Annotated in this window: 35 protein-coding genes and 3 pseudogenes; 28 read left to right on the top strand and 10 right to left on the bottom strand. The window is 37.5% G+C overall.

The annotated features are described in order from the left end of the window. The first annotated feature begins 23 nt into the window (after window positions 1-23). A complete protein-coding gene (locus G4D76_RS05555; protein WP_250130295.1) occupies window positions 24-413 on the top strand; it encodes a WxL protein peptidoglycan domain-containing protein in 390 nt (129 codons plus the stop codon). Here G4D76_RS05555 and G4D76_RS05550 read toward each other — a convergent pair. After that, window positions 399-1543 (bottom strand): IS3 family transposase gene (locus G4D76_RS05550; RefSeq protein ID WP_213810781.1). Its coding sequence is split into 2 segments (ribosomal slippage): window positions 399-1297 and window positions 1297-1543, totalling 1146 coding nucleotides; the frame shifts between segments, so codons are not numbered across the junction. The two genes, G4D76_RS05555 and G4D76_RS05550, sit on opposite strands and share 15 nt — an antisense overlap. A gap of 660 nt (window positions 1544-2203) precedes the next feature. Between G4D76_RS05550 and G4D76_RS05540 the strand changes: the two genes are divergently transcribed. Then, window positions 2204-3253 carry a tartrate dehydrogenase gene (locus tag G4D76_RS05540; protein ID WP_213810780.1) on the top strand — a complete coding sequence of 350 codons (1050 nt, stop codon included), beginning with the start codon at window positions 2204-2206 and terminating at the stop codon, window positions 3251-3253. 55 nt (window positions 3254-3308) lie between these two features. Here the strand turns inward: G4D76_RS05540 and G4D76_RS05535 are convergent, their stop codons facing one another. After that, window positions 3309-5009: a M3 family oligoendopeptidase gene (locus G4D76_RS05535; protein ID WP_213810779.1), complete on the bottom strand. Its 1701-nt coding sequence runs from the start codon at window positions 5007-5009 to the stop codon at window positions 3309-3311. A 160-nt stretch (window positions 5010-5169) separates the two neighbouring features. Between G4D76_RS05535 and G4D76_RS05530 the strand changes: the two are divergent. Continuing rightward, window positions 5170-5764, top strand: a pseudogene (locus G4D76_RS05530) (LemA family protein). Next, on the top strand, window positions 5764-6603 hold the full coding sequence (locus tag G4D76_RS15855) for a TPM domain-containing protein (protein WP_026858558.1): 840 nt from the start codon (window positions 5764-5766) through the stop codon (window positions 6601-6603). The pseudogene G4D76_RS05530 and the gene G4D76_RS15855 overlap by 1 nt, the downstream one beginning before the upstream one ends. 155 nt (window positions 6604-6758) lie before the next feature. On the opposite strand, the gene G4D76_RS05520 is transcribed toward G4D76_RS15855, so the two are convergent. After that, entirely contained in the window at window positions 6759-7523 is a 765-nt protein-coding gene (locus G4D76_RS05520) for a CPBP family intramembrane glutamic endopeptidase (protein WP_213810778.1), read from the bottom strand. A gap of 189 nt (window positions 7524-7712) precedes the next feature. On the opposite strand from G4D76_RS05520, the gene groES reads away from it, so the two are divergent. Both groES and groL read left to right on the top strand, forming a co-directional pair. Beyond that, the gene (groES, locus tag G4D76_RS05515; protein ID WP_026858560.1) at window positions 7713-7997 is read left to right on the top strand and encodes a co-chaperone GroES; all 285 of its coding nucleotides are present in this window, start codon (window positions 7713-7715) and stop codon (window positions 7995-7997) included. Between the two features lie 39 nt (window positions 7998-8036). After that, window positions 8037-9660, top strand: a pseudogene (gene groL / locus G4D76_RS05510) (chaperonin GroEL). A gap of 61 nt (window positions 9661-9721) precedes the next feature. Here groL and G4D76_RS05505 read toward each other — a convergent pair. Together G4D76_RS05505 and G4D76_RS05500 are read right to left on the bottom strand one after the other, a co-directional pair. After that, a pseudogene (locus G4D76_RS05505) lies at window positions 9722-10848 on the bottom strand (tyrosine-type recombinase/integrase). Window positions 10849-10908: 60 nt separating this feature from the next. After that, window positions 10909-11382, bottom strand: coding sequence for a helix-turn-helix domain-containing protein (locus G4D76_RS05500; protein ID WP_213810777.1), 474 nt, complete (start codon window positions 11380-11382; stop codon window positions 10909-10911). A 158-nt stretch (window positions 11383-11540) separates the two neighbouring features. Here G4D76_RS05500 and G4D76_RS05495 point away from each other — a divergent pair, with 158 nt between their 5' ends. From G4D76_RS05495 to G4D76_RS05415, 18 genes are all read left to right on the top strand, one after another. Beyond that, the gene (locus tag G4D76_RS05495) at window positions 11541-11774 is read left to right on the top strand and encodes a helix-turn-helix transcriptional regulator (protein ID WP_213810776.1); all 234 of its coding nucleotides are present in this window, start codon (window positions 11541-11543) and stop codon (window positions 11772-11774) included. Continuing rightward, window positions 11752-12054 carry a helix-turn-helix domain-containing protein gene (locus G4D76_RS05490; protein WP_213810775.1) on the top strand — a complete coding sequence of 101 codons (303 nt, stop codon included), beginning with the start codon at window positions 11752-11754 and terminating at the stop codon, window positions 12052-12054. Before G4D76_RS05495 ends, G4D76_RS05490 begins: the two co-directional genes overlap by 23 nt. A 14-nt stretch (window positions 12055-12068) precedes the next feature. Then, entirely contained in the window at window positions 12069-12257 is a 189-nt protein-coding gene (locus G4D76_RS05485; RefSeq protein WP_213810774.1) for a hypothetical protein, read from the top strand. Then, window positions 12258-12524, top strand: a complete 267-nt coding sequence (locus tag G4D76_RS05480) for a hypothetical protein (RefSeq protein WP_213810773.1) — start codon at window positions 12258-12260, stop codon at window positions 12522-12524. It begins immediately after the preceding gene. Further along, complete coding sequence (locus G4D76_RS05475; RefSeq protein ID WP_213810772.1) at window positions 12511-12687, top strand: hypothetical protein; 177 nt, start codon at window positions 12511-12513, stop codon at window positions 12685-12687. The genes G4D76_RS05480 and G4D76_RS05475 overlap by 14 nt, the downstream gene beginning before the upstream one ends. After that, entirely contained in the window at window positions 12671-12799 is a 129-nt protein-coding gene (locus tag G4D76_RS15850) for a hypothetical protein (RefSeq protein WP_256440539.1), read from the top strand. Before G4D76_RS05475 ends, G4D76_RS15850 begins: the two co-directional genes overlap by 17 nt. Next, complete coding sequence (locus G4D76_RS15845; protein WP_213810771.1) at window positions 12792-14069, top strand: bifunctional DNA primase/polymerase; 1278 nt, start codon at window positions 12792-12794, stop codon at window positions 14067-14069. The genes G4D76_RS15850 and G4D76_RS15845 overlap by 8 nt, the downstream gene beginning before the upstream one ends. Beyond that, complete coding sequence (locus G4D76_RS05465) at window positions 14029-15237, top strand: DUF927 domain-containing protein (protein ID WP_213810770.1); 1209 nt, start codon at window positions 14029-14031, stop codon at window positions 15235-15237. The genes G4D76_RS15845 and G4D76_RS05465 overlap by 41 nt, the downstream gene beginning before the upstream one ends. A 329-nt stretch (window positions 15238-15566) precedes the next feature. Further along, the gene (locus tag G4D76_RS05460) at window positions 15567-15992 is read left to right on the top strand and encodes a hypothetical protein (protein WP_213810769.1); all 426 of its coding nucleotides are present in this window, start codon (window positions 15567-15569) and stop codon (window positions 15990-15992) included. 79 nt (window positions 15993-16071) lie between these two features. Continuing rightward, window positions 16072-16362 carry a hypothetical protein gene (locus G4D76_RS05455; protein WP_213810768.1) on the top strand — a complete coding sequence of 97 codons (291 nt, stop codon included), beginning with the start codon at window positions 16072-16074 and terminating at the stop codon, window positions 16360-16362. A 59-nt stretch (window positions 16363-16421) separates the two neighbouring features. Beyond that, the gene (locus tag G4D76_RS05450) at window positions 16422-16997 is read left to right on the top strand and encodes a hypothetical protein (protein ID WP_213810767.1); all 576 of its coding nucleotides are present in this window, start codon (window positions 16422-16424) and stop codon (window positions 16995-16997) included. A gap of 18 nt (window positions 16998-17015) precedes the next feature. Further along, a complete protein-coding gene (locus tag G4D76_RS05445) occupies window positions 17016-17591 on the top strand; it encodes a hypothetical protein (protein WP_213810766.1) in 576 nt (191 codons plus the stop codon). Window positions 17592-17609: 18 nt separating this feature from the next. Then, window positions 17610-17828, top strand: coding sequence for a hypothetical protein (locus tag G4D76_RS05440; RefSeq protein ID WP_213810765.1), 219 nt, complete (start codon window positions 17610-17612; stop codon window positions 17826-17828). A gap of 5 nt (window positions 17829-17833) precedes the next feature. Beyond that, on the top strand, window positions 17834-18241 hold the full coding sequence (locus tag G4D76_RS05435; RefSeq protein WP_213810764.1) for a hypothetical protein: 408 nt from the start codon (window positions 17834-17836) through the stop codon (window positions 18239-18241). Window positions 18242-18384: 143 nt separating this feature from the next. Beyond that, entirely contained in the window at window positions 18385-18651 is a 267-nt protein-coding gene (locus tag G4D76_RS05430) for a hypothetical protein (RefSeq protein WP_213810763.1), read from the top strand. After that, on the top strand, window positions 18648-18848 hold the full coding sequence (locus G4D76_RS05425) for a P27 family phage terminase small subunit (protein WP_250130215.1): 201 nt from the start codon (window positions 18648-18650) through the stop codon (window positions 18846-18848). The genes G4D76_RS05430 and G4D76_RS05425 overlap by 4 nt, the downstream gene beginning before the upstream one ends. 11 nt (window positions 18849-18859) lie before the next feature. Then, window positions 18860-19081 carry a hypothetical protein gene (locus tag G4D76_RS05420; RefSeq protein WP_213810761.1) on the top strand — a complete coding sequence of 74 codons (222 nt, stop codon included), beginning with the start codon at window positions 18860-18862 and terminating at the stop codon, window positions 19079-19081. A gap of 2 nt (window positions 19082-19083) precedes the next feature. Continuing rightward, complete coding sequence (locus G4D76_RS05415) at window positions 19084-19560, top strand: HK97 family phage prohead protease (RefSeq protein ID WP_213810760.1); 477 nt, start codon at window positions 19084-19086, stop codon at window positions 19558-19560. 551 nt (window positions 19561-20111) lie between these two features. Here the strand turns inward: G4D76_RS05415 and G4D76_RS05410 are convergent. Continuing rightward, window positions 20112-20771: an SAV1803-related protein gene (locus G4D76_RS05410; protein ID WP_250130214.1), complete on the bottom strand. Its 660-nt coding sequence runs from the start codon at window positions 20769-20771 to the stop codon at window positions 20112-20114. Window positions 20772-20859: 88 nt separating this feature from the next. Between G4D76_RS05410 and G4D76_RS05405 the strand changes: the two genes are divergently transcribed. After that, window positions 20860-21150 carry a YolD-like family protein gene (locus G4D76_RS05405; RefSeq protein WP_213810759.1) on the top strand — a complete coding sequence of 97 codons (291 nt, stop codon included), beginning with the start codon at window positions 20860-20862 and terminating at the stop codon, window positions 21148-21150. A gap of 139 nt (window positions 21151-21289) precedes the next feature. Here G4D76_RS05405 and G4D76_RS16725 read toward each other — a convergent pair whose 3' ends face one another. From G4D76_RS16725 to G4D76_RS05390, 4 genes are all read right to left on the bottom strand, one after another. Beyond that, a complete protein-coding gene (locus G4D76_RS16725; RefSeq protein ID WP_371814605.1) occupies window positions 21290-21502 on the bottom strand; it encodes a deoxynucleoside kinase in 213 nt (70 codons plus the stop codon). Between the two features lie 85 nt (window positions 21503-21587). Beyond that, window positions 21588-21776, bottom strand: a complete 189-nt coding sequence (locus G4D76_RS16720; protein WP_371814604.1) for a hypothetical protein — start codon at window positions 21774-21776, stop codon at window positions 21588-21590. Between the two features lie 186 nt (window positions 21777-21962). Further along, complete coding sequence (locus tag G4D76_RS05395; protein WP_213810758.1) at window positions 21963-22265, bottom strand: hypothetical protein; 303 nt, start codon at window positions 22263-22265, stop codon at window positions 21963-21965. A gap of 53 nt (window positions 22266-22318) precedes the next feature. Continuing rightward, entirely contained in the window at window positions 22319-22525 is a 207-nt protein-coding gene (locus G4D76_RS05390; RefSeq protein WP_213810757.1) for a hypothetical protein, read from the bottom strand. A gap of 609 nt (window positions 22526-23134) precedes the next feature. Between G4D76_RS05390 and G4D76_RS14750 the strand changes: the two genes are divergently transcribed. The 3 genes from G4D76_RS14750 to G4D76_RS05380 all read left to right on the top strand — a co-directional run bounded on the left by G4D76_RS14750 (window position 23135) and on the right by G4D76_RS05380 (window position 26708). Next, complete coding sequence (locus G4D76_RS14750) at window positions 23135-23533, top strand: Abi family protein (RefSeq protein WP_250130213.1); 399 nt, start codon at window positions 23135-23137, stop codon at window positions 23531-23533. A 165-nt stretch (window positions 23534-23698) separates the two neighbouring features. After that, window positions 23699-24097, top strand: a complete 399-nt coding sequence (locus G4D76_RS14745) for an Abi family protein (protein ID WP_371814657.1) — start codon at window positions 23699-23701, stop codon at window positions 24095-24097. Window positions 24098-25436: 1339 nt separating this feature from the next. Then, window positions 25437-26708 carry a RidA family protein gene (locus tag G4D76_RS05380; protein ID WP_213810756.1) on the top strand — a complete coding sequence of 424 codons (1272 nt, stop codon included), beginning with the start codon at window positions 25437-25439 and terminating at the stop codon, window positions 26706-26708. Window positions 26709-26732 lie beyond the last annotated feature (24 nt).

Here is a 26732-nt window from a genome sequence, read left to right as displayed (position 1 = left end):
TTCGAGATGTTATTTTGAAAGAAGTGATAAACATTAAGCTTAAAATCTTACTTAATCTAGTTTTATTTATATTAGTATTACCACTTACATTGACTGTTTATGCAAATGAAGATCAAGTACCTTACTCAGTTAAAGCAGTATTACCAGAAAATCAGATAAATGATGATGTAAGTTATTTTGATATTGGAATGAATACAGAAGAAGAGTTGAATTTGGAAGTCATAATTCAGAACTATTCTGCTGAAGAAATTACTATAAATATTACTAACAATACAGCAACGACAAATAGCAATGGATTAATTACATACGACGGAGTAGATGCTGAACCTCATTCATCTATGAACTATCCTTTTAATGAACTATCTACATTATCATCGGACGAAGTAAAGGTTGGTGTGTCAACAGAATATTAGACAGTTTTTATAGAAGTTTTCTTTATACTCCTTTGGCGTGAGATAATTCAATGCACCATGGGGTCTAATATTGTTATACCAGTTTACGTAGTCGAATAGTTCGATGTTTAATTGTTTTAATGATATAAAAGTATATTGGTTAATAAATTCAGTTTTCATCGCTTTGAACGTGGTTTCAGCCACAGCGTTGTCATAAGGACAGCCTTTCATACTAAGTGATCTTTCAATATCAAAGCCATCTAAAACTTCATCAATCAGCTGGTTAACGAACTCCTTTCCTCTGTCTGTGTGAAACATCTGCACATCTCTTAAATCATGCTTAATGGTGCTGATTGATGACAAGACCAGCTCTGCACTCTTTCTTGAACCTGCACTGTACCCAACAATTTCTCGATTAAAGAGATCAATAAATACACATATGTAATGCCATTTTCCTGCTACTTTTACATATGTTAAATCACTGACAATGACTTCCATTGGTTGTGCTCTGTTAAAATCTCGGTCTAGACCATTCGTGATCAGACGCTCGTTCGACTTCGACGGATAGGGCCTATAGCTTGCGATAGTATAGGTTGACACCAGATTATTCTGTTTCATGACCCGACCGATGCGTCTTCTCGAGACTGTCAAACCTAGTTTATGTAACGCATTTTTTATTCTTCGGGTACCAAAACATTTTCGGTTTGAATTAAATACATGAATAATCGTTTCATTGATATCGTTATCGCGCTCACACTGCTTGTTGGTCCTTTGTTTATTAATTTCAAAATAATAGGTACTTCTAGAGATTTGCAGGACTTTGCACATTGCTGACACTGAATATTTGTGTGCATTCTTACGAATGACTTCTATTTTCGTCCCATGATCAGCGCTGCTTGCTTTAGAATCTCGTTTTCCATTTTTAACTGTTGAATGTCTTTGCGAAGTCTTCTGAGTTCGCGCTCTTCTTCAGATAAATTGTCAATATGATTAAATGAACCTGTGTTCTGATGATTTTTAACCCATTTATCTAAAGCTGAAGCCGTGAGATCATACTCCCGTACAATTTCAGATTTTGATTTACCATTTTCAAATAATCGGACCATCTGTAGTTTAAATTCAGGGGTAAATGTTCTTCTCGTTCTTGACATAAAAAAACGCCTACTTTCATTGATTTAACAATAACCTCCCTCATAGGAGTTGTCCAATCAAGTGTAGACGATTCACAAGCTGAAAAAGGAGTAAATAAATCTCTAGAGATTTCAGTGAATATTAATAATGTAACTCCTGATGTGTTAAACTTGTCAGTGCCTGATTCTATAGTATATGAGAACACAGTGATTACAAATGAAGAAACAACTATCTATAGAGATTTACCTCATAGCAATTACGAGGTAAGAGTGATGAGAGACCGAATGGTGACTGGGACTTATATGTAAAAGCAACACCACTGTCGAATGGAAATCATAATATTAACAATGCCGTACATTTTATCGAAGATAACAATGACCGTGTTCTAAGCGAGAGTACCGATACTTTAATTGCACAAAAAGATCCGGAGGCAGGTAATGTTCAAACGCTATCCTGGGGAGCTGAAGAGGGTATTCTTCTCAAACTCAATCCAATTCAGGCACAGGCAGATACTGAATACAGTTCTACAATTACATGGACGCTCACCGATGGTCCTTAACAATAGATTCCGAGGTTACATCTTTTTAGGTGTAACCTCTATTTTGTATTCAATGTTATAATATTTTTATCAGTATTATTCAATATTCTGAAATTACATACATAAACATCGGGGTGAAGGAATGAAAACATTAAATATCGCATCTATTCCAGGGGACGGCGTGGGCAAAGAGATTATGCCTGAGGCGATTCGCGTAATGGAAAAAGTGGCACAGGTTCACGGGGGACTGCAGTTTAAATTCGAGGAGTTTGACTACAGCTGTGATTACTTAAAACACGGTGCAATGATGCCGGAGGACGGTATGGACAGACTCAGCCAGTTCGACAGCGTATTTTTAGGTGCTGTCGGCGATGCAGCGAAAGTACCGGATCATGTTTCCCTATGGGGGCTTTTACTTAAAATCCGTCAGGAGTTCCAGCAGGAGATTAATATCCGTCCTGCAAAACTGTTGAAGGGAATTAATTCTAAATTAGCAGATCCTAAAGATTTCGATATTGTCGTTGTTCGTGAGAATAGTGAAGGGGAGTACAGTTCGATCGGCGGACGTATTTTCCATGATGATCACGAAATTGCGATTCAGAATAATGTCTTCTCAAAACGTGCAACAAAACAGGCGATGAATGTTGCTTTTGATCTTGCATCAAAGCGTAAAGGTCTTGTGACCAGCGCAACTAAATCCAACGGGATTTTCCACGCCATGCCTTTCTGGGATGAGATTTTTGAAGAGATTTCAGGCAAACACACTATTAGATCCGAATCAAAACACATCGACGCGTTAGCTGCTTATTTTATTACACATCCGCACGAGCTTGATGTTGTTGTAGGCAGTAACTTATTCGGTGATATCTTATCAGATGTCGGTGCAGCGATTATGGGAAGTATTGGTGTAGCGCCTTCTGCCAACTTAAACCTGAATGGTAAATATCCATCAATGTTCGAACCGGTTCACGGTTCAGCTCCTGACATCGTCGGTAAAGGAATTGCCAATCCAATTGGACAGATTTGGACAGCGAAAATGCTGCTGGAGTTTAACGGAGAGGCTAATATTGCCGAGCATTTGATGAAAGTCATTGAATCTGTCACAGCTGACGGTTTCCAGACAGCTGATTTAGGCGGTAAATACAAGATGACTGAAGTGACAGATGAAATTATTAACAGATTAGGACAGTAAGATAATAGATAGAGAAATCCCGCGTGAATTAAATTCACACGGGATTTTTTGTATCTTACAGTTTTTTATCGTCAATTGAGTTCAGGTAAGCATGGACTTCATCAATCACTGTTTCAAGTGAACCTTCTTCAAACGGAGATTTCAAATTAGCCAGCTCTACTAGAGAGTTGAACGGCAGGGAGCCGCCGACTTTACATAGTGCAAGGTAATCAGCCCAAGCACCATTAAAATCATCCTTCGCGCGTTTCCAGAACTGCAGCGCACATACCTGAGCGAGCGTATAGTCAATATAATAGAATGGTGCGCCGAATATATGCCCCTGTCTGTGCCAAAATGCGCCGCTTTCAAGCGGTTCAATTCCATCGTAGTCAATGTGCGGTAAATATTTCGCTTCGATTTTCTTCCATTCCTGACGTCTTTTTTCAGGTGTAAGTTCAGGATTCTCATAAACCACATGCTGGAATTCATCGACTGCCACACCGTACGGCAGGAAGGAGATTGAATCCGCCATATGCGAGAATTTAAATTTATCAGTGTCTTCTTTAAAGAATAACTCCATCCACGGGTAAGTGAAAAATTCCATACTCATCGAATGGATTTCAGCAGATTCATATGTCGGGAATGCATACTCAGGCACTGTTAAGTGACGTGACATATACGTTTGGAACGCGTGTCCTGCTTCGTGCGTCAGTACTTCCACGTCGCCCTGGGTGCCATTGAAGTTCGAGAAGATAAACGGCGCTTTATAATCAGCAATCATCGTACAGTAACCGCCGCCTTCTTTACCTTTCTTAGCTTCTACATCGAACAGATTGCGTTCCGTCATGAAAGTGTAGAACTCATCTGTTTCAGGTGACAGTTCTTTATACATCGCTGCACCGTTTTTCATAATATCTTTAGTTTTTCCTTTTGGTGCGGCATTACCAGTAATAAACTCGAAATTTCCGTCATAGCTCTTCAGAGAGTTGAGACCGATACGCTCTGCCTGACGTTGTTTCAGTTCTGTAACGATTGGTACAACATATTCTTCAACTTGTTTTCTGAACTTCTCGACCATTTTACGGTCGTAGTCGATACGGTTCATGCGGATATATCCGAGTTCTACAAAGTCTTTGTAACCAAGTGTCGTCGCGATTTCATTTCTTGTTTTTACAAGAGCATCGTAAATATTATCGATTTCTTCAAGGTGTTCACCCATGAAGCCCTGGACAGCAAGTGTCGCATCTTTTCTGACTGAACGGTCAGGGTTCTGAGTATACGGAGTGAATTCTGACAGGTTTAATTTCTTGCCGTCGAATTCAATTTCAGCTGACGCAAGCAGTTTATCGTACTGAGTTGCCAGTTTATTTTCTTTTTGAAGCAGTGTTTTAACTGAAGGGTCAAATGATTTTAAAGCATTGTCCGACAGTTTGAAAAGCTGTTCCCCAAAACGAGCTTCCAGTTCATCGCGGAATTTACTTGTCGTGATTGCTTTACGGTAGCGGTTAGTAATTTCAGTGAACGATGGATCATTCTCATCGAAGTAGTCGCGTTCTTTGTCGTAGAATTTATCGCGTGTATCAATTGATGAACGGATTGATGCCAATGTCGCCATCGTATCTAGATGATCAAACTCCGTGTTCAGCTTGTCGATTACAGTTACCTGAGCATCTGCAGAATCAGCAGCATCAAATTCTTTCAGCAGTGAATCTACAGTTTTCTCAAATTGTTCTAAATCAGGACGGTCATATTTAAAATCTTCGAACTTTGTTACCATAAATTAATTCCCCCTTAATGGTCTTAACCCGTATTTTAGCATAAGGATTAAAAAGTCTGTTATAAATATAGTGTATAGTAATAATTTACTGAAATTGGGGTAATATATAAGAGCAATGTCTTATGCATAAATTTAAAATTTAACGAAAAGAGGACGAACGATGAAGAAATTTCTAATACCTATAGGTGTACTGATTGCGGTAATTGTTATTATTGCAATTATGATTGTACCGAGATATAACAGTCTGGTAAATCTCGATGAAGAAGTAAACCAGAAAGAATCACAAATCGAAACGCAGCTGCAGCGACGCGGCGATTTGATCCCGAACCTTGTAAGCACGGTTCAGGGCTATGCATCTCATGAAGATATTTACTGATATCGCAGATGCACGCTCAAGACTTGCGGGTGCAAGTGGTGATGTTGAAGAGCTTGCTGAAGCTAACAATGAAATGACAGGTGCTTTATCACGTCTGTTAGCAATTTCAGAGAACTATCCTGATCTGCAGGCGAGTGAGCAGTTTACAGGATTAAGAGATGAGCTTGCAGGTGCGGAGAACCGTATTGCTGTAGCACGTCAGGATTACAACACAGCGGTGAAGGATTACAACCGCAATACAAGAACATTCCCAGGTAACATTATCGCAGGAATTTTTAATTTCGATGAGAAAGCTTATTTCGAAGCGGATGAATCTGCACAGGATGTACCGGATGTGGAGTTTAACACTAATCAAGATGATACAGACGGTGGAGAGTAATGCAAAAAAGCTTTGCTTTTATAGCTGTTGTTCTTAGCGTTTTACTGCTAAGTACGCCTGTAGAAGCAAGAGTGGATTTGCCGGCGCTCAATGAAAGTCATTATTTTGTGCAGGATAATGCAGGTGTACTCAGCGACAGTACAATTAATGAAATTAATGAGAAGGGTACACATCTCGAAGAAGGAACGGGTGCCGAACTGCTTCTAATGACGATGAGTTCAACAGGCCAGGAACATCGTCAGGACTTTGCTCTCCGTGCACTGAGGGAATACGGTGTCGGTAAAGCCGAGAAGGATAACGGCATTGTCATTCTTTTGAATCTCGATAACGATAATGAATTTAATAATCGGGGTATTGAAGTACAGGTCGGTTACGGTGTTGAAGGATACTTAAACGATGCTAAAATAGGTCGGATTATTGATAATGTGGCATATGATGATTTAGTTGACGGTAATTACGAGACGGCGCTCAATAATCTGTATACGGCATTATATGAAGAGTCTTTAAGCGCATACGGTTATGAAGACGGTGAATTCACACGTGAAGAACCAGCTGAAGATACAGAATCAGGACAGAATGACAGTATATTCGCTATTCTGATCCGGCTGGCGATATTTATGACAGTACTGTATATCATTTATAAAATGGTATCAGGCGGTGGAGGTTCCGGCGGTTCCGGAGGCTCAGGCGGCAGACGCAGAAGAAGCGGCGGTCCCGTAATATTCTTCCCTCCAAGCGGAGGTGGATTTGGCGGCGGTTCAGGCGGCTTCGGCGGTGGAGGTTTCGGCGGATTTGGCGGCGGCTCCGGCGGCGGCGGTGGTGCTGGACGCGGATTCTAAAATGTTTGAAGAAATAAATAGGCTCGAGAATCTTGATATTAAGATTCTCGAGCTTTTTGTTATGACAACCGTTCATACCTACGCAAGCTCCGATGCGTATACAAGCAACAAAAAGGAGCCGTATTGCCTGAAACAGGCAATACGGCTCAAAATATTTACATAAACAGCGAAATGATCGCATTCAGCTGATTTTGAATTTCTTCCGCCTCTTCTAAAAAGTCAGCGAAGACCGTTTGCACGAGTACTACAAGACCATTCATAATAATATGAACCATTACTGGTACTAATAGACGTCCTGTAATAACATATAAGAAACTGAACACATAAGACATCGATAAATAAATCAGAATATGTGTAAAGTCAGCATGAGCGACTGCGAATATTAATCCGCTCACGAGTCCTGCAACTAAAAATGCGAGCACTTTCTGAGCAGTGCTGTTAACAGGAATTAATTCATAAATCTCACCGAATATTGCTCTTCTGAATACATATTCCTCAATAATCGGACCAAATAATACAACGACTAAAATCATCCATGGCGAGTTGAATATCATATCGACAATATCTGTCGTATTCTGACTCTCGACCGGATTGCCAAGTACGTATATATTAATGAGACCGGCGGCAATTTGCGACATATACGCCAGGAACACACCGCCGATAATCCATACTGTGGTAATCAGACCGTCTGCTTGCGATCCGCGTTCGATTCTGTTTTTATTCTTATGCAGATTGCCGATAAGTATTACAATGACTGCGCCAAGGGCGAATGCAGCAACTTGATATGGCATCAGTTTTTCAACAAGTTCCGCCGGACCGAGAGAAGGATCCATACCTGTGAAAATTAAGCCGATGGGAAGGAGTGCAAACTGCACTGCCAAAAATGTTAGGATAATTAATAAACTGTATACGCGTCTCATGTTTAAACCTCCAATAATCAATAATTTTATCTTACATTAAAAAGGTAAAAGTCAAAAGTAATACAGTCTTATCACTTGCATTTTTGACCTAATTTGATTATTATGATTACTGTTAGCACTCAATATTGATGAGTGCCAAATCACACAATTAATTTTATAGAATTTAAGATTAATAAGGAGGGCATTTCCGTGTTAAAGCCTATTGGAAATCGTGTAGTTGTAGATTTAACAGAGAAGGAAGAAACAACAAAAAGCGGCATCATTTTAACTGATTCTGCTAAAGAAAAACCGCAGGAAGGCACAGTAGTAGCAGTCGGTTCAGGACGTATACTTGAAAATGGTACAAAAGTAGAGCTTGAAGTTAAAGAAGGCGACAGAGTCGTTTATGCAAAATTTGCAGGTACAGAAGTACAACATGGAGATAATGACTATTTAATTCTCTCTGAATCAGAAATTTTAGCAGTAATTGAATAATATAAACATCGCATATAATTCACTTTGGGAGGCAATATAATGGCTAAAGAAATAAAGTTTTCAGAAGACGCACGCCGGTCAATGCTGGCAGGGGTGGACAAATTAGCTAATGCTGTAAAAGTAACATTAGGACCAAAAGGACGTAATGTCGTTTTAGACAAGCATATTCATCACCGTTAATTACTAACGATGGTGTAACTATCGCTAAAGAAATCGAATTGGAAGACAAGTATGAAAACATGGGTGCAAAACTCGTTGCAGAAGTTGCGAACCAGACGAATGAAATCGCTGGTGACGGTACGACGACAGCAACAGTACTTGCTCAGGCGATGATTCAGGAAGGTCTTAAAAACGTAACAGCGGCGCGAATCCTGTCGGAATCCGTACAGGAATCGGCATGGCGGTTGAGCGTGCAGTAGAAACATTGCAGGAAGTATCTAAACCTGTTCAGGATAAAGAAGCGATTGCACAAGTTGGTGCGATTTCTGCAGATGACCCTGAAATTGGTAAGTATATTTCTGAAGCAATGGAAAAGGTCGGCAATGACGGTGTCATTACGATTGAAGAATCACGCGGCTTTAAAACTGAACTTGAAGTTGTTGAGGGAATGCAGTTTGACCGCGGATATCTTTCGCCATACATGGTGACTGATTCTGAGAAAATGATTGCTGAACTGGAAAACCCGTATGTACTAATTACGGACAAAAAGATTTCAAGCATTCAGGACTTAGTGCCTTTATTAGAACAAATCGTTCAGCAGTCACGTCCAATCTTAATTATTGCAGATGACGTTGACGGCGACGCAATGACTAACCTGGTATTAAACAAAATCCGCGGTACGTTTAATGTTATCGCAGTGAAAGCACCGGGCTTCGGCGACCGCCGTAAAGCGATGCTTGAAGATATTGCGACGTTAACAGACGGACAAGTTATTACTGATGAGCTTGGTCTGGAGCTTAAAGATGCAACGCTTGATTTACTTGGTAATGCGAGCAAAGTTCACGTATCTAAAGACGACACGACGATCGTTGAAGGTGCCGGAGATAAAGAAGTAATCTCAGGACGTGTAAACCAGATTAAAGCGCAAATTGAAGAAACAACTTCAAGCTTTGATAAAGAAAAACTTCAGGAACGTTTAGCTAAATTAGCAGGCGGTGTTGCGGTAATTAAAGTTGGAGCTGCAACTGAAACTGAAATGAAAGAACGTAAACTGCGTATTGAAGATGCACTGAACTCTACACGTGCTGCAGTTGAAGAAGGCATTGTAGCCGGCGGGGGAACTGCACTGGTTGAAGTGTACTCCAAAGTTGCGGCACTTGAAGCGGAAGGCGATGTGAAGACAGGAATTAACATCGTACTTAAAGCACTTGAAGCACCACTTCGTCAAATTGTTGAGAATGCGGGACTTGAAGGTTCTGTTATCGTGCAGCAGCTGAAACAGCAGGATGCTGGAATTGGCTACAACGCGGCAACTGACGAGTGGGTTAACATGATCGATGCAGGTATCGTGGATCCGACTAAAGTAACGCGCTCAGCACTGCAAAATGCAGGCTCAGTAGCGGCAATGTTCTTAACGACTGAAGCAGTCGTAGCGGATATTCCGGAAGAAAACGGCGCCCCTGATATGGGCGGCATGGGCGGCGGAATGCCGGGCATGATGTAAAACATTGATATGATAGGGTTTGTGAGCTGTGTGTGCCATTATAGTGCCAGTTGGTACGCTCCTAGTCCAATATTTTAGAGAAGTCTTTCATGAGGTTACTAAACCTTGTGGAGGCTTCTTTTTTCATGTCTTTTGTCATTGCTGCATAAATGTTCATTGTGGTAGCTATATCAGCATGGCCTAAGCGTTCTTGTATCTCTTTGATGTGTACGTTAGCCTCAATCAATAATGATGTATGAGTATGCCTAAATGAGTGCGGTGTGATGTGCTTTTTAATACCTGTCATGGCCATCAGCCGTATCATTCTATTTGCTATAGTACGATATACCATCGGATAGCCTTCATTACCTGTAAAGACAAAATTATTATCAATATAGAACTCATGATTAATCTGCTTCAATTCATCTTGAACCGTCTCATGGTCCTGGAGCAACTTAATTACAGTCGGATCTATACTAATCGTTCTGATGGACGAATCTGTTTTCGGTGGTGTCAGTTTATAGCTGCGCTTATTATTATTGGGATTGTAATATGTTTTGGTAATTCTGATGGTATGTTCTTCAAAATCAATATCAGACCATTTGAGCGCCTGCAGCTCCCCAATTCTGCAACCGGAATATGCAAGCAGCGTAAATAGAACAAAGTCATTATCAAGACCATGTTCTTTAGCGACTGACAGGAATGTCATTAATTCATGTTTCTCTAAAAACTGTTCTGAATATTTTCATTTTCTAATTCTTCAACAGTCTTGCGCTTTTTCGGTCGTTTAACACCCTCTGACGGGACTTCTTTAATATATTGCATCTCTTTAGCATACTGGAAAGCCATGTCACTGGACGAGTGTATGCTGTCTACATAATTCTTACTGTATTTTTTACTCATATTATCAATGAATGTCTGATACACATTTTTAGTAATCTGATATAACTGATATTCCCCGAACTCATTTATAGCCACGTTTACAGCCTTCTGACGGGCGCGGACGCTGCTTTCTTTAGCATCTACACTGTAATGGTCAATCCATTGTGATACAAGCTTACTGAACGTCATTTTCACCGGTTCAAGGTATTCCCCGTTGTCTACTTGTCTTTCTAATATATCGGCCGCATGTTCAGCATCTTTTTTACTGCGGAATCCTGACTTACTTACACGTTTATATTTTCCAGTTATCGGATCTTTACCAACAATGACACGGTACTGCCAGTTAGGCTTTCTTTTGTGCCGCGGTTTGAATAGCTTGCCATTTAATCACTTCCTAGTCGTCCAATTTAATACTTCAATAATAAACTTCTTATGTTCTTCAGTTAATAAGTGAGATTTATAATAAACTTCCTCATCACTATTCAAAAGTGTATATAAATTGTTTTTAGTGCTTACAGTTTCCATAACTGCATTAGGACTTTTTTTGCCACCAACCAAGCTGCTGTTAACAAGCTTTTGATATTCCTCATCGGTAGCACCAAAAGCCTTGAGCATAGAATCAGTATAAGCGCCCTCATTTGATATTGGATAACCGGCTATAAACATAATATGAACAGGGTCGACATCTAAGCCATCAGCTATTTTTTGGAGCGTTTCCGGTTTGGGAATACCTTTCTTACCATTTTCTAACATGGATATATAAGGCTGTGAGTAACCTATTCGTTCTGCTAAGTCTTTTAAAGATAAATCTTTTCTTAAGCGTATTTCTCTGAGTTGTTCTCCGAAACTTACTGGGTCCATTGGGACACCCCCATACTTATTTTTTCGTATAATTCTATAATAACATTAAATATTAACCTTTTGGTTATTTTCTATTTGACTTTAGAAGAGATACAGTTTATATTAACTATATAGTTAATGTTAACTAAAAGGTTAATTAGAAAAGGTGGTGGAATGATGTGAATAGAATAAAAGAGTTCAGAGTTGAAAAAGGCATTACTCAAAAGGAATTAGCTTCAACTGTAAAACTTAGCATTGCTTCAATTTCTTATTTTGAAAGAGGCGTTAAAAGACCGAGCTTATTAAATGCTTTTAAAGTAGCAAATGCGCTAGGTACTACTGTTGAAGAGTTGTATCCATTCATGACAATAAGAGAGGGGGAACCAGACAATGTTCCAATTAAAAATAGATGAAGCAACAGCAAAGCAGATGATGGAAGCCGCAATTAATGAACGCGTTGAGGAATTGGCGAAAGAGAAATACTTCTTAACGTATAACGAACTGGCGGAATATCTTAATATTTCTAAGCCTGTTATTGAGGACCGTCTAATTAAGAATGGCATGAAGTTCTACAAAGTCGGCTCAAAATATTTGTTTAAGCGCGATGAAGTAGATCAGTTCTTAGATGAGATTACTCAGAGCATGACTATTGGAAACAATGATTTAAAGTTTTTTGAAAGACTAAAAAAATAATGGAGGTAATCAAAATGAATAAAGATTTTAACGCAGGACTTGAAGTTGCTTTATCAGCAATCTCAGACATGATGGAAGATTACAAGAAAGACCATGAAGCTATGGAAGTATCAGCGGAAACGGCACATCAAATTATTAATGCACTAGACACATTGGAGTTCGTTCTTAAAATGAAAAAAACAATTCAACTGGAGGAATTATAAATGACTAATAAAGAGCAGGCACTAGAAATGGCGGAAATCGTCAGCAGATCCATTAAGACAATCGAGCTGCAGAATCACATGATAGATTTTGCGGATAGTTCAAAGAAAGACATGACCACTGATGATGTACTTGTTCAGTACGCATATTTAACACGTGCGCTTGAAACTGTTTTCGAGCTAAATCAAAGCATGGTAAATGACCTTGAAAAAGCAGCAGTACATCTTTATGACAGTGCAGAGGAGGCGGAAACTGATGAACCTAATTAAATCATTGATACCGGAGCTTGTGTATTGTACCGGGGCAGTTATCGTGTTTATAACGATGTGGAATATCATGAGTTTTGTTTACGCTATGTTCTTCCTGGGCGCACTGTTATTTATAGTCGCAGGTTACCTGGATAGTGTCATGAGAAGTGAAAAAAGAGCATAAAAAAGCACCGTTTGCAGACGGCGCGAGAAACGTTCATTTAGAAAAACTTTGTACTTCAATTGTACATGTTCACGAGCTGAAAGACAACATGGAGGGGGAAAATATTGAATAGAACAATTAAGGAAGAAAAAATTCTGTTCCCGTTAAAGGGATATAAAAATAATGATGATTACCAAAATGCTAAGACACCGGCGGTTAGGGATTGGCCTAACCACCCTGGTGTTTCAGAGGATGAATACGAGCAGTGTATTGATAATAATCAATGGCTTGGGTTAGTAATTAAAAATACGACTGTCATTGATATAGATCAGATTGTAAACAAGGAAACAGGCGAGATTATCCAGGACGGCCATAAGGTCGGTAAGTTGCTGCTTGAATTGCTTAAAGCAGAAGAATATAACTTTCATGCTATTCATACACCGAATGGCTATCAATTCATGTTTAAGCATACAGATGACTTTGTAAATAATGCGAAGCAAGTTACACCGTTAGGAGTTATTTCTGATTACCGCGTTAAGGATAAAGGTTACATCGTATATCCAACTGAAAATACAGATGGCAGATACTTTGCTTACAAAACAGATAAAGAGTTATCCGAAGTGCCACCGTTTTTACATGCGATGAAGAAGCATCATGACAATATGAAGTTTCTTCCGATATTCCCGATACACGACGGCGCGAGAAATGACACATTCAATAGTTGGTTATTTGAAGTGAAAAACTTCTACAAAGATGATACACGCACTCAATATGTGACGGCTGTAGGCCATCTACTAGCCACTTATATGTGCAATGTACCCTATACTTCAAAAAATGATTTAAAAGCGCTGCAGGCGACTATAGACAGTGTTTTAAGCAAGCCGAACAGAGAAGTGAATAAACCTAAGTATAACATCAAGATTAATGAAGACTTTGACGACATTCCGAAGCCTTACATGATTTATAAAAATGAATTGTACAAAGAAATAACTAAAGGATCAGGAGATAATGTGGAAGTTATTCCTGTTCGTGTTAGTCGGGATATTCCGCGAATCACAAATATTTTAAAGGATATTGAAAACGACTACGAATATTACAAAGTCCAGTTCGATAATTTAAAACGAGAAACAAAAAGTACAGTCATAGAAAGTGCAAACGTGTTTATGGATACTCGAGAAATTATGGAACTCTCCAGGCGCGGTTATTCTATCAACTCAACGAATCGTGCTGAAATAATATCTTATCTCGATATTTACATGAGTTACAACGTTCCGCCGATTAAAAAAGCTGTTACACGGTTAGGCCATGTTAATGGCCACTTCATACACCCTGAAAAGAAAAACGATTATGAAATCATCTTAAATGATGATGGCTACAAAAAAATCATCGAATCAACGAACTAAGGGAACGCTTGAAGAATATCGTGAGAATGTCTTTTCGATGCTGAAAGGTAATACGGTTGCTTTATTTTACTTCTACGCGAGCCTATCATCAATTTTGTTCGAGAAGTTCAATGCAGAGCCGATTATCGTGGATATAAATGACAAGACTTCTACAGGTAAAACAGGGCTGCTTAAAATGGCATCGAGCATATATGGCTATCATCGTGATTTGGTTATCTCTTGGGATACTACAGTCGTAAATATCGAGCGCAGAGCAGCACTATTGAACTCATTCCCGTTGTTCGTTGATGATACGCAGAAAGGTAACACTAAGGATCTAACGAACTTTATATATAACTTTTCAAACGGTCAGAGCCGCGGCCGTGGGAATATTACTGGCATAGATAAAATGCTGACATGGCGGAATGTACTGCTATCTACCGGCGAGAACTCAATCGCTACGTTTACCGAAAATAAAGGTGGTGCAGGAGCTAGGGCGATTACCATCGAGCAGCCACCGTTTAAAAAAATGGACTTCACTAAGATGTATGACCAAATTGATAAATATTATGGTACTTTGTCTGTTGCATTTTATGAACAATACGAAAGCAATAAGGCTGATTACCACAAGTTATTTAATCAGTACGAACTCGAATACAGCAAAAGAGCAGATGGAAACGATGTGCTGCAGCGATTGGGGCGGTCATTTTCTATCATACAGCTTGCCGGTAAAATACTGTCAGACATTGAAGGTTTTGAAACGAATCATCTGCAGACTTGCCAATTTATATATGAAGATATGCGGAAAAGCAACAAGGCCATTGATAAGCCTAAACAAGCCCTGGAATCGATACTGTCAACTTTTGATACGAATAGATCATCACTGATTACTGACCACAGAGAGGTGTACCGTGGCGAGGTTATAGGCGCGATTAGAACAGACATGATTGGTATATCGCCGAGTTACCTTAATAGAGAATACGGCCATGAGGTCAATTCATTAATAAAAGATTGGAAAGAGCGCGGTTTCCTACTACACGATAAAGACAGGGCGCAAAAATCAGTCTATGTCAGAAGTAAAAAACATATGATGTATGCCATTAAACGTGAAGCAGTAGAAGAACTCGGCTTTGATTTATTTACCGGAGAATTAGAAAGAGATGGTCAGCCATTTGCGTTAACGAACTAACAATCGTGGTAATCGTGGTGCAAATCACACTAATCGTGATTTAAGAAACGTTGATATATAAGGGTTTACAGCACTTACACCACAGTTACCACAGTTACCACAGTTAAAATAAGGTATATAAGAGAATTTAATTTTTGTTCACTTTCCGCCAATCCTTTTATGTATATACAGGCACTCTAAAAAAGGTGTGGTAATCGTGGTAATCGTGGTATTTCTTTAAAGAAGTCAGTCGTACCAACGCTTTGAGAGCATCACACAATAGTGATATTAGTGATATTAGTGATATTAGGTGTGGTGTACTGTGGTATTTATTAAGAAGGAGCATACAAATGATAAATGAAGATGAAAAATTAAAAGTGACAATCGCACAGCTACTTAAAAAGAATGGTATAAATTCCCTGCATGGACTATCCGCAAAAGAGATCGTGGACAGTTTTATGAGGTATACACCGATTGGTCGAGAGTACATTATCGAGTACTACAGTAACTTGATTCCGACTAAGCAAAAGATGAACTGGATAGAGAAGACAGATTTTGAAGATAAGTTTTTCTACATTGGCGGAACTGATGCACTCACAGCAATGCTGTTACTTGGTTATAAAGTGAATACCAGTCGTGAAGCGAATTTTACAAAAATAAGTTTGACGAGATTAAAAAATCAAAATAAGAATTACTCAAAGCGCATCGATAATTTCTTTACACGTAACAACTTAAAGAGCAAAGACATCAACACCAGTTGGAATGACTGGATCTAATACTACTTAAACCTTGTGGGAGGTCTTCCAAACCGTCAAACCACATTAACGAGCTGTGACTAGGATTGAGAGGTGAAAAATGTACAGCAGACTAAATAGTCCGTTCGAGTTCAATGAACTCACAAAAAAAGAGCAGGGACAACTGCTCGAGTGGTGTGGCAATCTAGAAAAGACTAAGACGATTAATCAGAACGTAGATTCGTATTCAATTAAACATTTGTTCGAGAAGTCAGAGAATGGATTCTATATCCCAAATGGTGCTATAAAAGGCGCTTTGATTTCGGCAGGTTTTAAATGGTCAGGTGATGAGGACAGTGTTAATTACAAGTTTAACGTATCTCAACGCAGCATTAACAAATTTTATAAGTAACCTGATTGGTTCGGACATTTTTCATTAATACAATAATTATAACACGAGGGGTGTCCGAATTGAATCATTTTAAGCGTAACAATTCTAATCAGTTGGGTGAACTTGCGGAAACACTAAGCAGTTATGAAATGTTGTGTTTCTATAATCCATTTTTTTATAAGTGGAAGATGCAGGAACTTCATGAAGATAAGCAAGATTTATATTACAAATCAGCAGGTACAACAGACTTTGATTCAGTGATAGGTATAAGGAACGCAAGTATGAGCGTTGAAAACATCGGGGAGCATCTTATCGGGATTGGCGAGCAGATAGACCGCTTAGAGCGTGAGTATCGTGAACATAGACAAATACTCTACAAGCACACGCAGGACTGGCAGCGGTGCGCTCTCGACGATTTAAACAGGTACTTCAAAGCGCAGATGCGCGGGGAAGAATTAAAGCTTGATTCAATTGAAGAATTAAAGCGAACACTTTATCAGGTTGAATGTGCTGAGCGTAAGAAACGTAATAAAGTTGCTGAGAAATATCAGCGGATGGAAACAGAGCGGAAGGCTCGGGAGCTACAACGTAAGAGAGAGAAGTTAAAACGAAGGTGGAATGTGCCTGGCAAGAAAGAACTACCTGCAATAATTTAAATTAGGAGATGACTTTATATGAGATCAGTAGATGAAATTTTTGAGAATGAAGTAGTACAACGGATTAATGGAAAAACCGCATACTACAAAGAATATAAAGAGTTGAACGAGAAGTACAATGTACTGCGCAAAGAATACTACGAAGTCAATCAGTCTGATGATTATGCAACACGTCAGGAATCTAAACGAAATCTCGATGAGGTTCAGAAAGAACTTGATGAGTTTTTAAAAAAGCATGACACAAAAGATTTTATAATCCCTTCGGAAGTCATCCGGGAACTGCAAGAGGTTAGTGAGCAGGAGATAAAGGCAGGCCATCAGAATGTTAATAAAGAATACGATGTATTGATAGGTATGCTGGACGATGTAGCCGAACAGTATAAGAAGGTAATGGAGCATCAAGCGAAGGTAGTCAAATGCAGAGTGCAGGTGAATAGCGCAGTGAATTTAACGACTGGCTCACGTGTAGGATTACCGAACAAATTACATTACAGTGTGACGAACTATGCAGACAAAGGGATGCATAACACGAAAGATCCCCGTGCTGTATCCGCTCGATTACTAGAACAACTACAACAATTAATAAACTATTAAATAAGGAGATGGATGAATATGATGTTTGCAAAAGTACCGGCATTTAAAAGAGAAGATGAGAAGAGTTTTAACTACAAGGACATTGAGGAACGACTACACGATACATTGACAGTTGAGTTGCATGACCTTTGGATTGAGTACATGGCAACGGTTAGAAAGAAACGTGAAGAGTATGACGCACTGAGAATAAACAAATACTGCTTGGGTGGATATGAAGAGGACTATCATCAGACCTAAGAGTGATGAATGATATGCGCTCGGCCTACGAGAATACAGTGCGCCGTCATGATAAAGCTTCCGAACAGATGGATGAAGTTGAACAAAGAATCGCAACAACGATTGATCAAAAATCTATTGATGAAGATGAACAAGAATACATTTCTAAATTAAAAGATGAAGCGATTAAAAAGGATAAAGATATTTCAAAACGATTAAATAAGCATCTGAAAGAAATTCAGAACATATTAGATAATGAATATCGAGATGTAAAAACAGAACTTAAGCAGCTGCATAAAGTAGATAGATTGAACAAATCCGTGCATATGTACTGGGGACTGAAAACAGAAAGACCGTCAATCAGAATGACAGTGTTAGAAACGGAAACAGACAAGACACTAAACGAGTTAAGAAAGATTGCTGAGAGAAAATAAAATGTTTGAAGCCCCCAGGCACTCAATGCCCCTGATGGTTGAGCCTGAGAAATCCGACTGTATCCTCTTCTTAGAGGAAATCTCCCAAAAATAAGCTGGATATCACGGAAACCGAAAGACTTTTAAGAAAGGAGTGATAAATAATGGGAAGACCGCGAAAATTAATTGATAACACTTTAGGACATCGCACATTAAAAGAAATTGAAGTTCGTAAAGATACAGAACAACGTATGACAGAGCTTAAATCAATCGATACAGAGCCGCCAGAGCATTTAGATGACATTGCACAAGCAGAGTATAGACGGATTGTCCCGTTGCTTCAGGAGCTGCCTATCGCAGCCCTAGACTATGCTCAAGTATCTTCTTATGTCAGTTCTATTCAAACTGGATGCAAGCGACTGCGCAGATGAAGCATCAAGACTTCGTGATTACTACGGCCCACGGTGCGAGACAGAATCCTTTAATTGCGATTCAAAGAGATGCTCATGCTTCTATGGCTAGTATTGCTCAAAAGTTGGGTATGACAATCGACAGCCGACTGAAGATAATGACACCGAAAAAAGAAGAACAAAAGCACGATCCGTTTAAAGAAATGTTTAATGAATAGGAGTGTGACACATGGGAATGACTTATCAGGAATACCTGCGAACAGGTATGGAGATGGAAATTTTTAATCGATGTGATGGATTAACCGATGAAGTGGTCGAAAACGATAAGCATATTGGTAAGTTATTCTCTCATGCTCAATATTTAAAAACTCATTGCACAGATAATGAGGAGTTTAAAAAGAGTGTTGATGAAGTGGTAAAAAGTATAAATGATTATATAAGGAGTTGGTAAACATGAAAGCATCCGGTTATGCAATTTTATATGATGTGGCTGATAGTGAAGGGACAATCTACGAGAAAGGCTGCCTCGATAATGTAGACTTATCCTCAGTTAAAGTAACGGACGGGAAAAATAATCCAATCAGCACAGTTGAAGCTGAGTCACTTTCAGTAGAAGTCGATGACAAAGGATTGAAATTTACTACCTTCTTGTCTAATGGATTAACTTATAGCAGAGACGTATTAGAAAATATTCGAGTTGGTAATACTTTAGGTGTCGAAGTGTTCGCTGACACTGAAACAGTTATCAGAGCAGGGATTAAATATGTAACGCGAGTGGTAAAAGTCCGGGGTATTATTATCACGAGTGCAGCTAATGGCAAGTACTCTAGTATCAAGCTCATCGATGACTCAAAGGGCTTGAGTGAGATGACGGACGATGAGTATGCATCCGAAAGAGAAAGGTTAAAATTAGAACTCGAATTGATGTGATTTATCAAGACTGAATGGTGAAAAAATGATATAATAAAACTAGATATCCAGACAAAACAGTCGCCTTTAAACTCTACCTATTAAAATTTGCGAACCGCTCAGTATATGCTGAGTGGTTTTATTATAGGGTAATATGTGAGTGAATTAAATAATTCCACTACAAATGTACCCTTCTAACTGGAATAGGTGCCGGTAAGAGGGGTACTTTTATTTATTATTGTTCATGATTTTTTATTAAAGATAAACATTAAGATTTTTCTTTTAACAAAGGGTGTAACTCGTTTAGCAACTCATATTTAGAGGTATCTCTCTTTAAAGATCTTAGTTCCTTTTTAGATTTAACAATATCTTTATATTTAAAGGCGAATAAATAATTTAAAATTGATTGTCTAGATTCATTAATTGAAATCTTATAATGTTTGAATGAAGGATACATTTTTTAAAAACTATTTTCTTTTTTTATTATTAAATCTTTTTGCATTTCTTGCATAATTGACCTTTTTTATGTTTTAACTTATAATAATTTGTTTGCATTTCCTTTTTCATAATTTTCATTCTAGATTGGAAGTTTTATTAATAGTCATATTCAAATTTAATCTTTTGCGTAAATCCATGAGACTGTATGTTCTTTTTTCATAATTTTTAGGAGTTTTTGCTATGATTTCGTCCATTTTTCTTAGTATTATCTTAGTTTCTTTCGGATTTAGATAGGACCTTTCTTTACAAATCTTCATCCATTCAGGTTTAGGATCCAATTCATCTATATACCACTCACCAGCCATTGGAAATAAAAAAACTATATATCCGGATAGACCGAATTCTGTATTTGTTTCTTCAGCAATTAACGTGTGTAATATTAGATGTTCAAACAGATCGCAATATACCAATCTTTCTTTTTTATGATAGAAAAAAGGGTAGCGATACTTTTTTATATAATCAAAGTTAGACAAGTTTTCAAATTTGTTTTCATCTATATGATGACAATACAATCCTTCAAAAGTCCTTTGATATTTCCTCCTGGTGATACTTTTAATTTCTCCTCTTAAAAAGCGAGAGTATGATTTTTCGTTAAAATAGTCGTTGGTAGCAGGACCGTATTTCGCCAGTAGATATTTTACTGCTTCATAGTAGGTAAGACCCAACAATAATAGGTACCCATTTAATCTATCAGAGTGATTATCTAGTTCCACAACTTTACGGGAAACTTCCATAATTCTCCTATCATCATAATTTATTCTAGTATATCACCTTTACAAGCAGAACGTATGTTCGTATAATTGGAGTCAAGAGGTGGTATAAATGAACATAAACATCCCCCAAGGTCGCGGCATGATTAAGTGGGCACCATTCGCCACAATGCCAGAACAATACGAGAATGTGCGAACTTTACACGAAAACAATACGCATGTGCCTAAGCCGAATTTAAATACTGATCTGCAGCAGGAGCTTGAGCTGAAGTTGCGTGAACTGGTCGGGTGTAACGTCATACTGCGCTACTGGCAGTCGGGGCATGAATTTATAATAGAATGTACCATTGTAATGTGGATGAGTGGAGCAGTGTCGTTACGGTGCTTAAAGAGGGTAGTGTAATTACAGTAATGTTTAAGCATGTATACGGAGTGGATGAGTATGATTATTTAGGTGTAAATTAAAAAGGATCTATAATAAGACGCTCCTTTACATATTATTCTATTGGTTCACACTAAAATGAAATTGAATTAAAATATTATTAATTTTTAATTTCTAATATTGTTAATCCTTCTGTTGCTCTAGGCTCCTCAAAGAAAGCTGTTACATAATTAAAAGTGTCTTCTGTGTCAAAATTGTTTCTTTGTGGTTCTTCTCTTTGTCTTTGCTCAATTCGTTCTAAGCATTTTTCGTTATCAATATTTAGATATATGAGTCCATGTTCTGCACTAATTTCATTTGCGATATTTAGCAACCATTCCTTTGATTTAAAGTATTACCTGGAAAATCCATAACGACATTTGAACCTACAGTTAATATATTTTGAATATGGTTTTTTATTAGGGGTTTGATTTGTTCTGAAAAATTTTGATAATCTTTAAAAGTTTTAATTGATTTGGATATAAGTTTTCAAGCCATTCATCTTCTGATAATAATACGGCATTTTTTTCTTTTTTAATTGTTTCGCTTTCGTGCTTTTCCTGCACCATTTTTCCTGAAAAGAAATATAAAGTACCTAAATTCTTCACATATAATCCTCCTATTTTTTAGAGAGTTTCTTCTTATCATGCAAGTAATTATACAACCTGCCGGCTACAATGTAGAAAGGCGGTTTGTTTTTGTTTAAAATTCAATTCTTACTTTACTTTAGTTTCTTCTCTGCACGGTCGTATGATTCTCCATCAAGCATTGCAGGGATATTAATATCTATCCATTCAATGTCGTCTCCTGCGCCTTTCGTCCATAATGTAAGGAACAGTACCCGTGTACTCAATAGCGCCTAGCATAGAAGCCGTAATATTTTCAGCTAGGAACATGTCAGGTTCAATTTGTTGTCCTGTGGAAGTAACTACAACAGACTGATCTAAAAAGAAATCTCTTGGTGCTTCCGTTGTATTTTCTACTGTGTACTCAATTACTAAATTATCAACTTTGTCTCCGACTTCGTAGCCATCTAAGAATATGGCTAATTCTTCATTAACTTCAACACGATTGATTTGAGCTTTATTAACAGTCAAATTAACATTCTCAATTTGAGTCGTTTCACCGGGCTCAACTTCTTTAACAGTTTCTACACACCTTCTGTTTTCGGCTCTTCTTCAACTTCTTCAGTCTCTTCTTCTGTTTCAACCGCAGCAGTATCTTCAGCTTTTTCTGCAGCCGTTTCGGTAGTCTCCGTATCTGTTTCTTCTGCTGATGTATCTTCTTCTGTTTCTCCGCCACACGCTGCAAGTAATAATGCTGTGGATAATACAGTTCCTAGTAATAATCTTTTCATTCACATCTTCCCCTTAATTTTCATTTAGTTATCTAATTAAATATAGCAGATTTGTAAAATACTTACTACAAACTCTATACAATATAATTGATAAGAAAATAAGATTCTATAATAAATACGCTTTTTATTTTGATACTCAGATATGGATTTATGATATTATTTTAGATTGTCTAGATTATAGTACTTATTATGATAGGAATAACAGGATAAATCTGTTCGTTGTAAAAATTGACCGCCATACCTACACCTGAGAGCGTTGTTTTAACATATACTAGGGTGTTTGGCTAGAAAATATGAAGAGGCTCACAACGCATGTAAAGATCGTAGAATAGATTCGTCACAATTTGTGTATATTCACACTAATTAGTTGGAGTATGTTATATAGTTTTTTTAAAAAAAGGCTTGACAAGTGTAAATGTGATTTCATCTAATAAAACAATACATGTAGTAAGTTAATAAAATTAAAACACAACATATTGTGTTTTATTTGTCAATATTACATAAAATTGAATATGCTATAATAATTATAGAAGTATCATTTAATGATCTATTGGGCCAATGGGTAGTACCCACATGGCCCCTTTTTTTATATATTGGAGTGATTTAAATTTGGATGAGAAAATTTATACTAGATTTGAAGAAAGAATAGAACTATTAAAATCACGGAATATGAGTATAAGAAAAAATGCATCAAGAGAAATTAGAATTTTAAAAGAGAACAACTATTATAATCTAATTAATGGATATAAACATTTATTTTTAGATAGATTTGAAATGGGAAAAGAAGCAAATAAAGATAAAGGTGACATTTTCTTAACAGGTACAAAACCAAGTGAATTACACGCAGTATTAAAATTTGATAATACCCTGAGATCATTATTTTTAAAAGAATTATTGACTATCGAGGATAAAGTAAAACATGCTATAGTGCAATCTTTTATGAGCATTTTGAGAATGAAAATTTACATAAGCAATTTGAATACACAAAGCAAAAATATTATAATATAAGAACGTTTATTACGTGTCTAAGACCAATAAAAAGATAATACATAACGAAACTAGATTTGAAGAAGATGAGAAATCTCCAGTAAGAACTAATTTCACTCATGAAAGTGAGTATAGATATTTAGATCGTTTGAAGATACATAGAGAATTTCAAAATATAGTCACTAAATCTATATCCGAACAAAAAACAAAAAAGAATCTATTAAATCTTATGAGTTAGGTCATGGTTACGTACCTTTTTGGATACTTACCAATATATTAACTTTCGGTAATATTAGTAATTTATTTGTGATTTTAAATGAAGAAGTGGCATTTAAAGCATTAGATAAGCTTGGCATTAAGCATAATAGTAGTGAAATCGATATAAAAAATATGTACGTCATTTTGGGAATACTCTCTTTATACAGGAATATTTGTGCTCATAATGAACGTTTTATTTGTACACCTCATTCGTACCGTATAGATGATTATTTTATGAACTATGGCAAAAGTATACCGCACTATAAAGATCCTAGTAATAGAAGCGCTAGTCTTAAAAGCTATCAAAAGATATTAGAAAAATGTTAATCGAAAGCTGTACCCTCTAATTTTTAGTTTAATGATATTTTACAACGAGCCACGAAGAGAAAGGTTTATTGACCAAATAGAAAAAGAACTTAACTCACTGGATAAAAAAATAAATACTATAAATATTAATAAGGTTAAAAAAGATATTGGAATTAATTTTGATCTTATAAGATCTTTACATGAAATTGAAAAGAATCAATTATAATTTATAATATTTATTGAGAGTTTTAAGGATAAATAACAACACATTATAGTATGCAACTTCTGAGGGATGAATTTATTGATAATAAAACTATATTCCTCAGGGAACTTTCGGGGCGATTCTACGGAACAGCTGCGCATGGCGTAGAAATATTATAGGCATATAGCGCACTTATAATAACTTCAATTGATTAAATATAAAGGGATCTTATAATCAACAATACAATAATGAAGAAAATCGAGCCATTACCATGATTGCCAGGGTCAAAAAGTGTAATATTGTAAAAAGTGACCGCCATACAAGCTGATAGAGCAACGTTTAACAAGTAACTAAGGGAATGAATCCTAAAGCTGTTAAATACGCTGTATCGGCTTTATTTGTCGTTTAGTGGGATGTGTGGTAATGAGGGCATAAATTATAGATTGCAGGGGTAGTATACTACTTGTCGTTTGGTTCCAGGGAGCTAAACGAGTACCTACCCTGTTAAATTGCATAAAAAAAGAAGGGTATACGTGTTGTACCCTTCCATGGTCTTAAATTCAATTGAAGAATTAAAATGCAATTAAAAGAAGAAGCAAGTAAGCTAGCTATATAGCTTTTCTAGCTACCTATATTATACCATTATCTGTGCCAGTTTTGTGCCACTCAGTACACTTTTTAGGTGTTTTTAATAAATTGATTAATTTAAAAAACGTTGATATAACAGTATTTCAATCATCTGTTTTAACTGATTTTATGTATGGCGGAATGCCGGGCATGATGTAAAAATAAAACGATTGGTAAGTGGTCTATATTTAATAATAGTTAGTCCATTTGTAACTTAATATGTTTAAAGAAGGTCTTCCATGAGGTTACTAAACCTCGGGAAGACCTTTTTAAAACTCTATTATTGTAGGAAACAATAATATGAGCAGGTGAAAATGTGTTATCTGACAAATCTATTTATTTGTTACTGATGTAAAGTGGTTAGTGAAATATATACGACAAGGAAGAGGAAATATAAGAATAAAAACTTTGAAACTGACATAATTTTATTCCCTTTATGTTTTACCCTTTCCTTTTAATAGCAGGATGAGCAATAAAATCTGTTAATTATCTATTTCAAATAAACCTAACTTTAAAGGAGCATAATTATTTATGAGTGAATATAATGCAGTAGCACCAACTAATACGGATAACGCACCGAAGTTTGACCAGTCTTCTCAGTCAGCAGCGTTTTCACATTACAGCAATTTATCAGCACAGCTGCCAATCGATCCGGCAACTGGCAAATTAGTAGAAGGCGGCGTTAAAGCGCAGGCTGAACAAAGCTTTAAAAATATCGAAGCAATTCTTAAAAACTTCGGCCACGTAATGAGCGATATCGTAAGAATCACTGTTTTCGTTACAGACATCCAGGATGTAGAGGCTGTAAACGAAGTGTTCCACACATTCTTCCCGACATACGTACCAGCTCGTACGAATGTAGCGGTTAATGCTTTACCGATGGATGCTGAAGTTCAAGTTGAAGCACTTGTATCACATGGTGTAGGTACAATTCCTAATGCGCCGCAGGCTGGCGATTTAATTAAATTAACAAACCATACTGCGAATGCACCGGCAAATGCTTTATCTTCACAGACTGTTGCATTCTCACACTACAACAACATTACAGCTCAGCTGCCAATTGATCCTGCAACAGGCAGAATCGTTACAGGCGGAGTAAAAGCAGAAACTGCACAGAGCTTAAAAAATATTAAAGCAATTTTAGCTGGCATCGATGTTCCATTGGATGACATTGTTAAAATTAATATTTTCGTAAAAGACCTTGCAGATATGGACGCAGTAAACGAAGTTTACTCAACATTCTTCCCGGATTCTGCAATTGCAAGAACTGTTGCATATGTACCGGCGCGTACTGTTATCGAAGCGGCAGACCTGCAGATGGGTGCATCAGTACAAATCGAAGCAGTAGTATCACACGGAGACGGTACGCCGCCACAGGCTATCGAAGACAGACACGGTATTGTAATCAAAGCACACAACACAGAAAATGCACCGGTTGACAGCTTATCTACACAAACTGTAGCATTCTCACACTACAACCACCTGTCAGCTCAACTGCCAATCGACCCTAAAACTGGTAAATTAGTTGAAGGCGGAATTAAAGAACAGACTAAACAGGTTTTAACTAACATTAAAGCGGTTATCGAAAGCGTTGACCACGTAATGGAAGATATGGTTAAAGTAAATATCTTCGTTAAAGACCTTGCAGATATGGATGCTGTAAACGAAGTTTACGCAGGATTCTTCCCTGAAGGCACACCTGCAAGAAGAGTAGTCGGCGTTTCAGCTTTACAGGAAGATGCTCTAATTCAGATTGACGCAATTGCGGGCAACGCTGAAGGCACACCACCGGAAACTAAATAAAATAAGACACAAAAATGCCTCCAT

The sequence above is a fragment of the Jeotgalicoccus sp. WY2 genome (assembly GCF_018437745.1).
Taxonomy (GTDB): domain Bacteria; phylum Bacillota; class Bacilli; order Staphylococcales; family Salinicoccaceae; genus Jeotgalicoccus; species Jeotgalicoccus psychrophilus.
The sequence above is the reverse complement of the archived record's forward strand: the minus strand, read 5'-3'. Positions and strand labels throughout refer to the sequence as shown.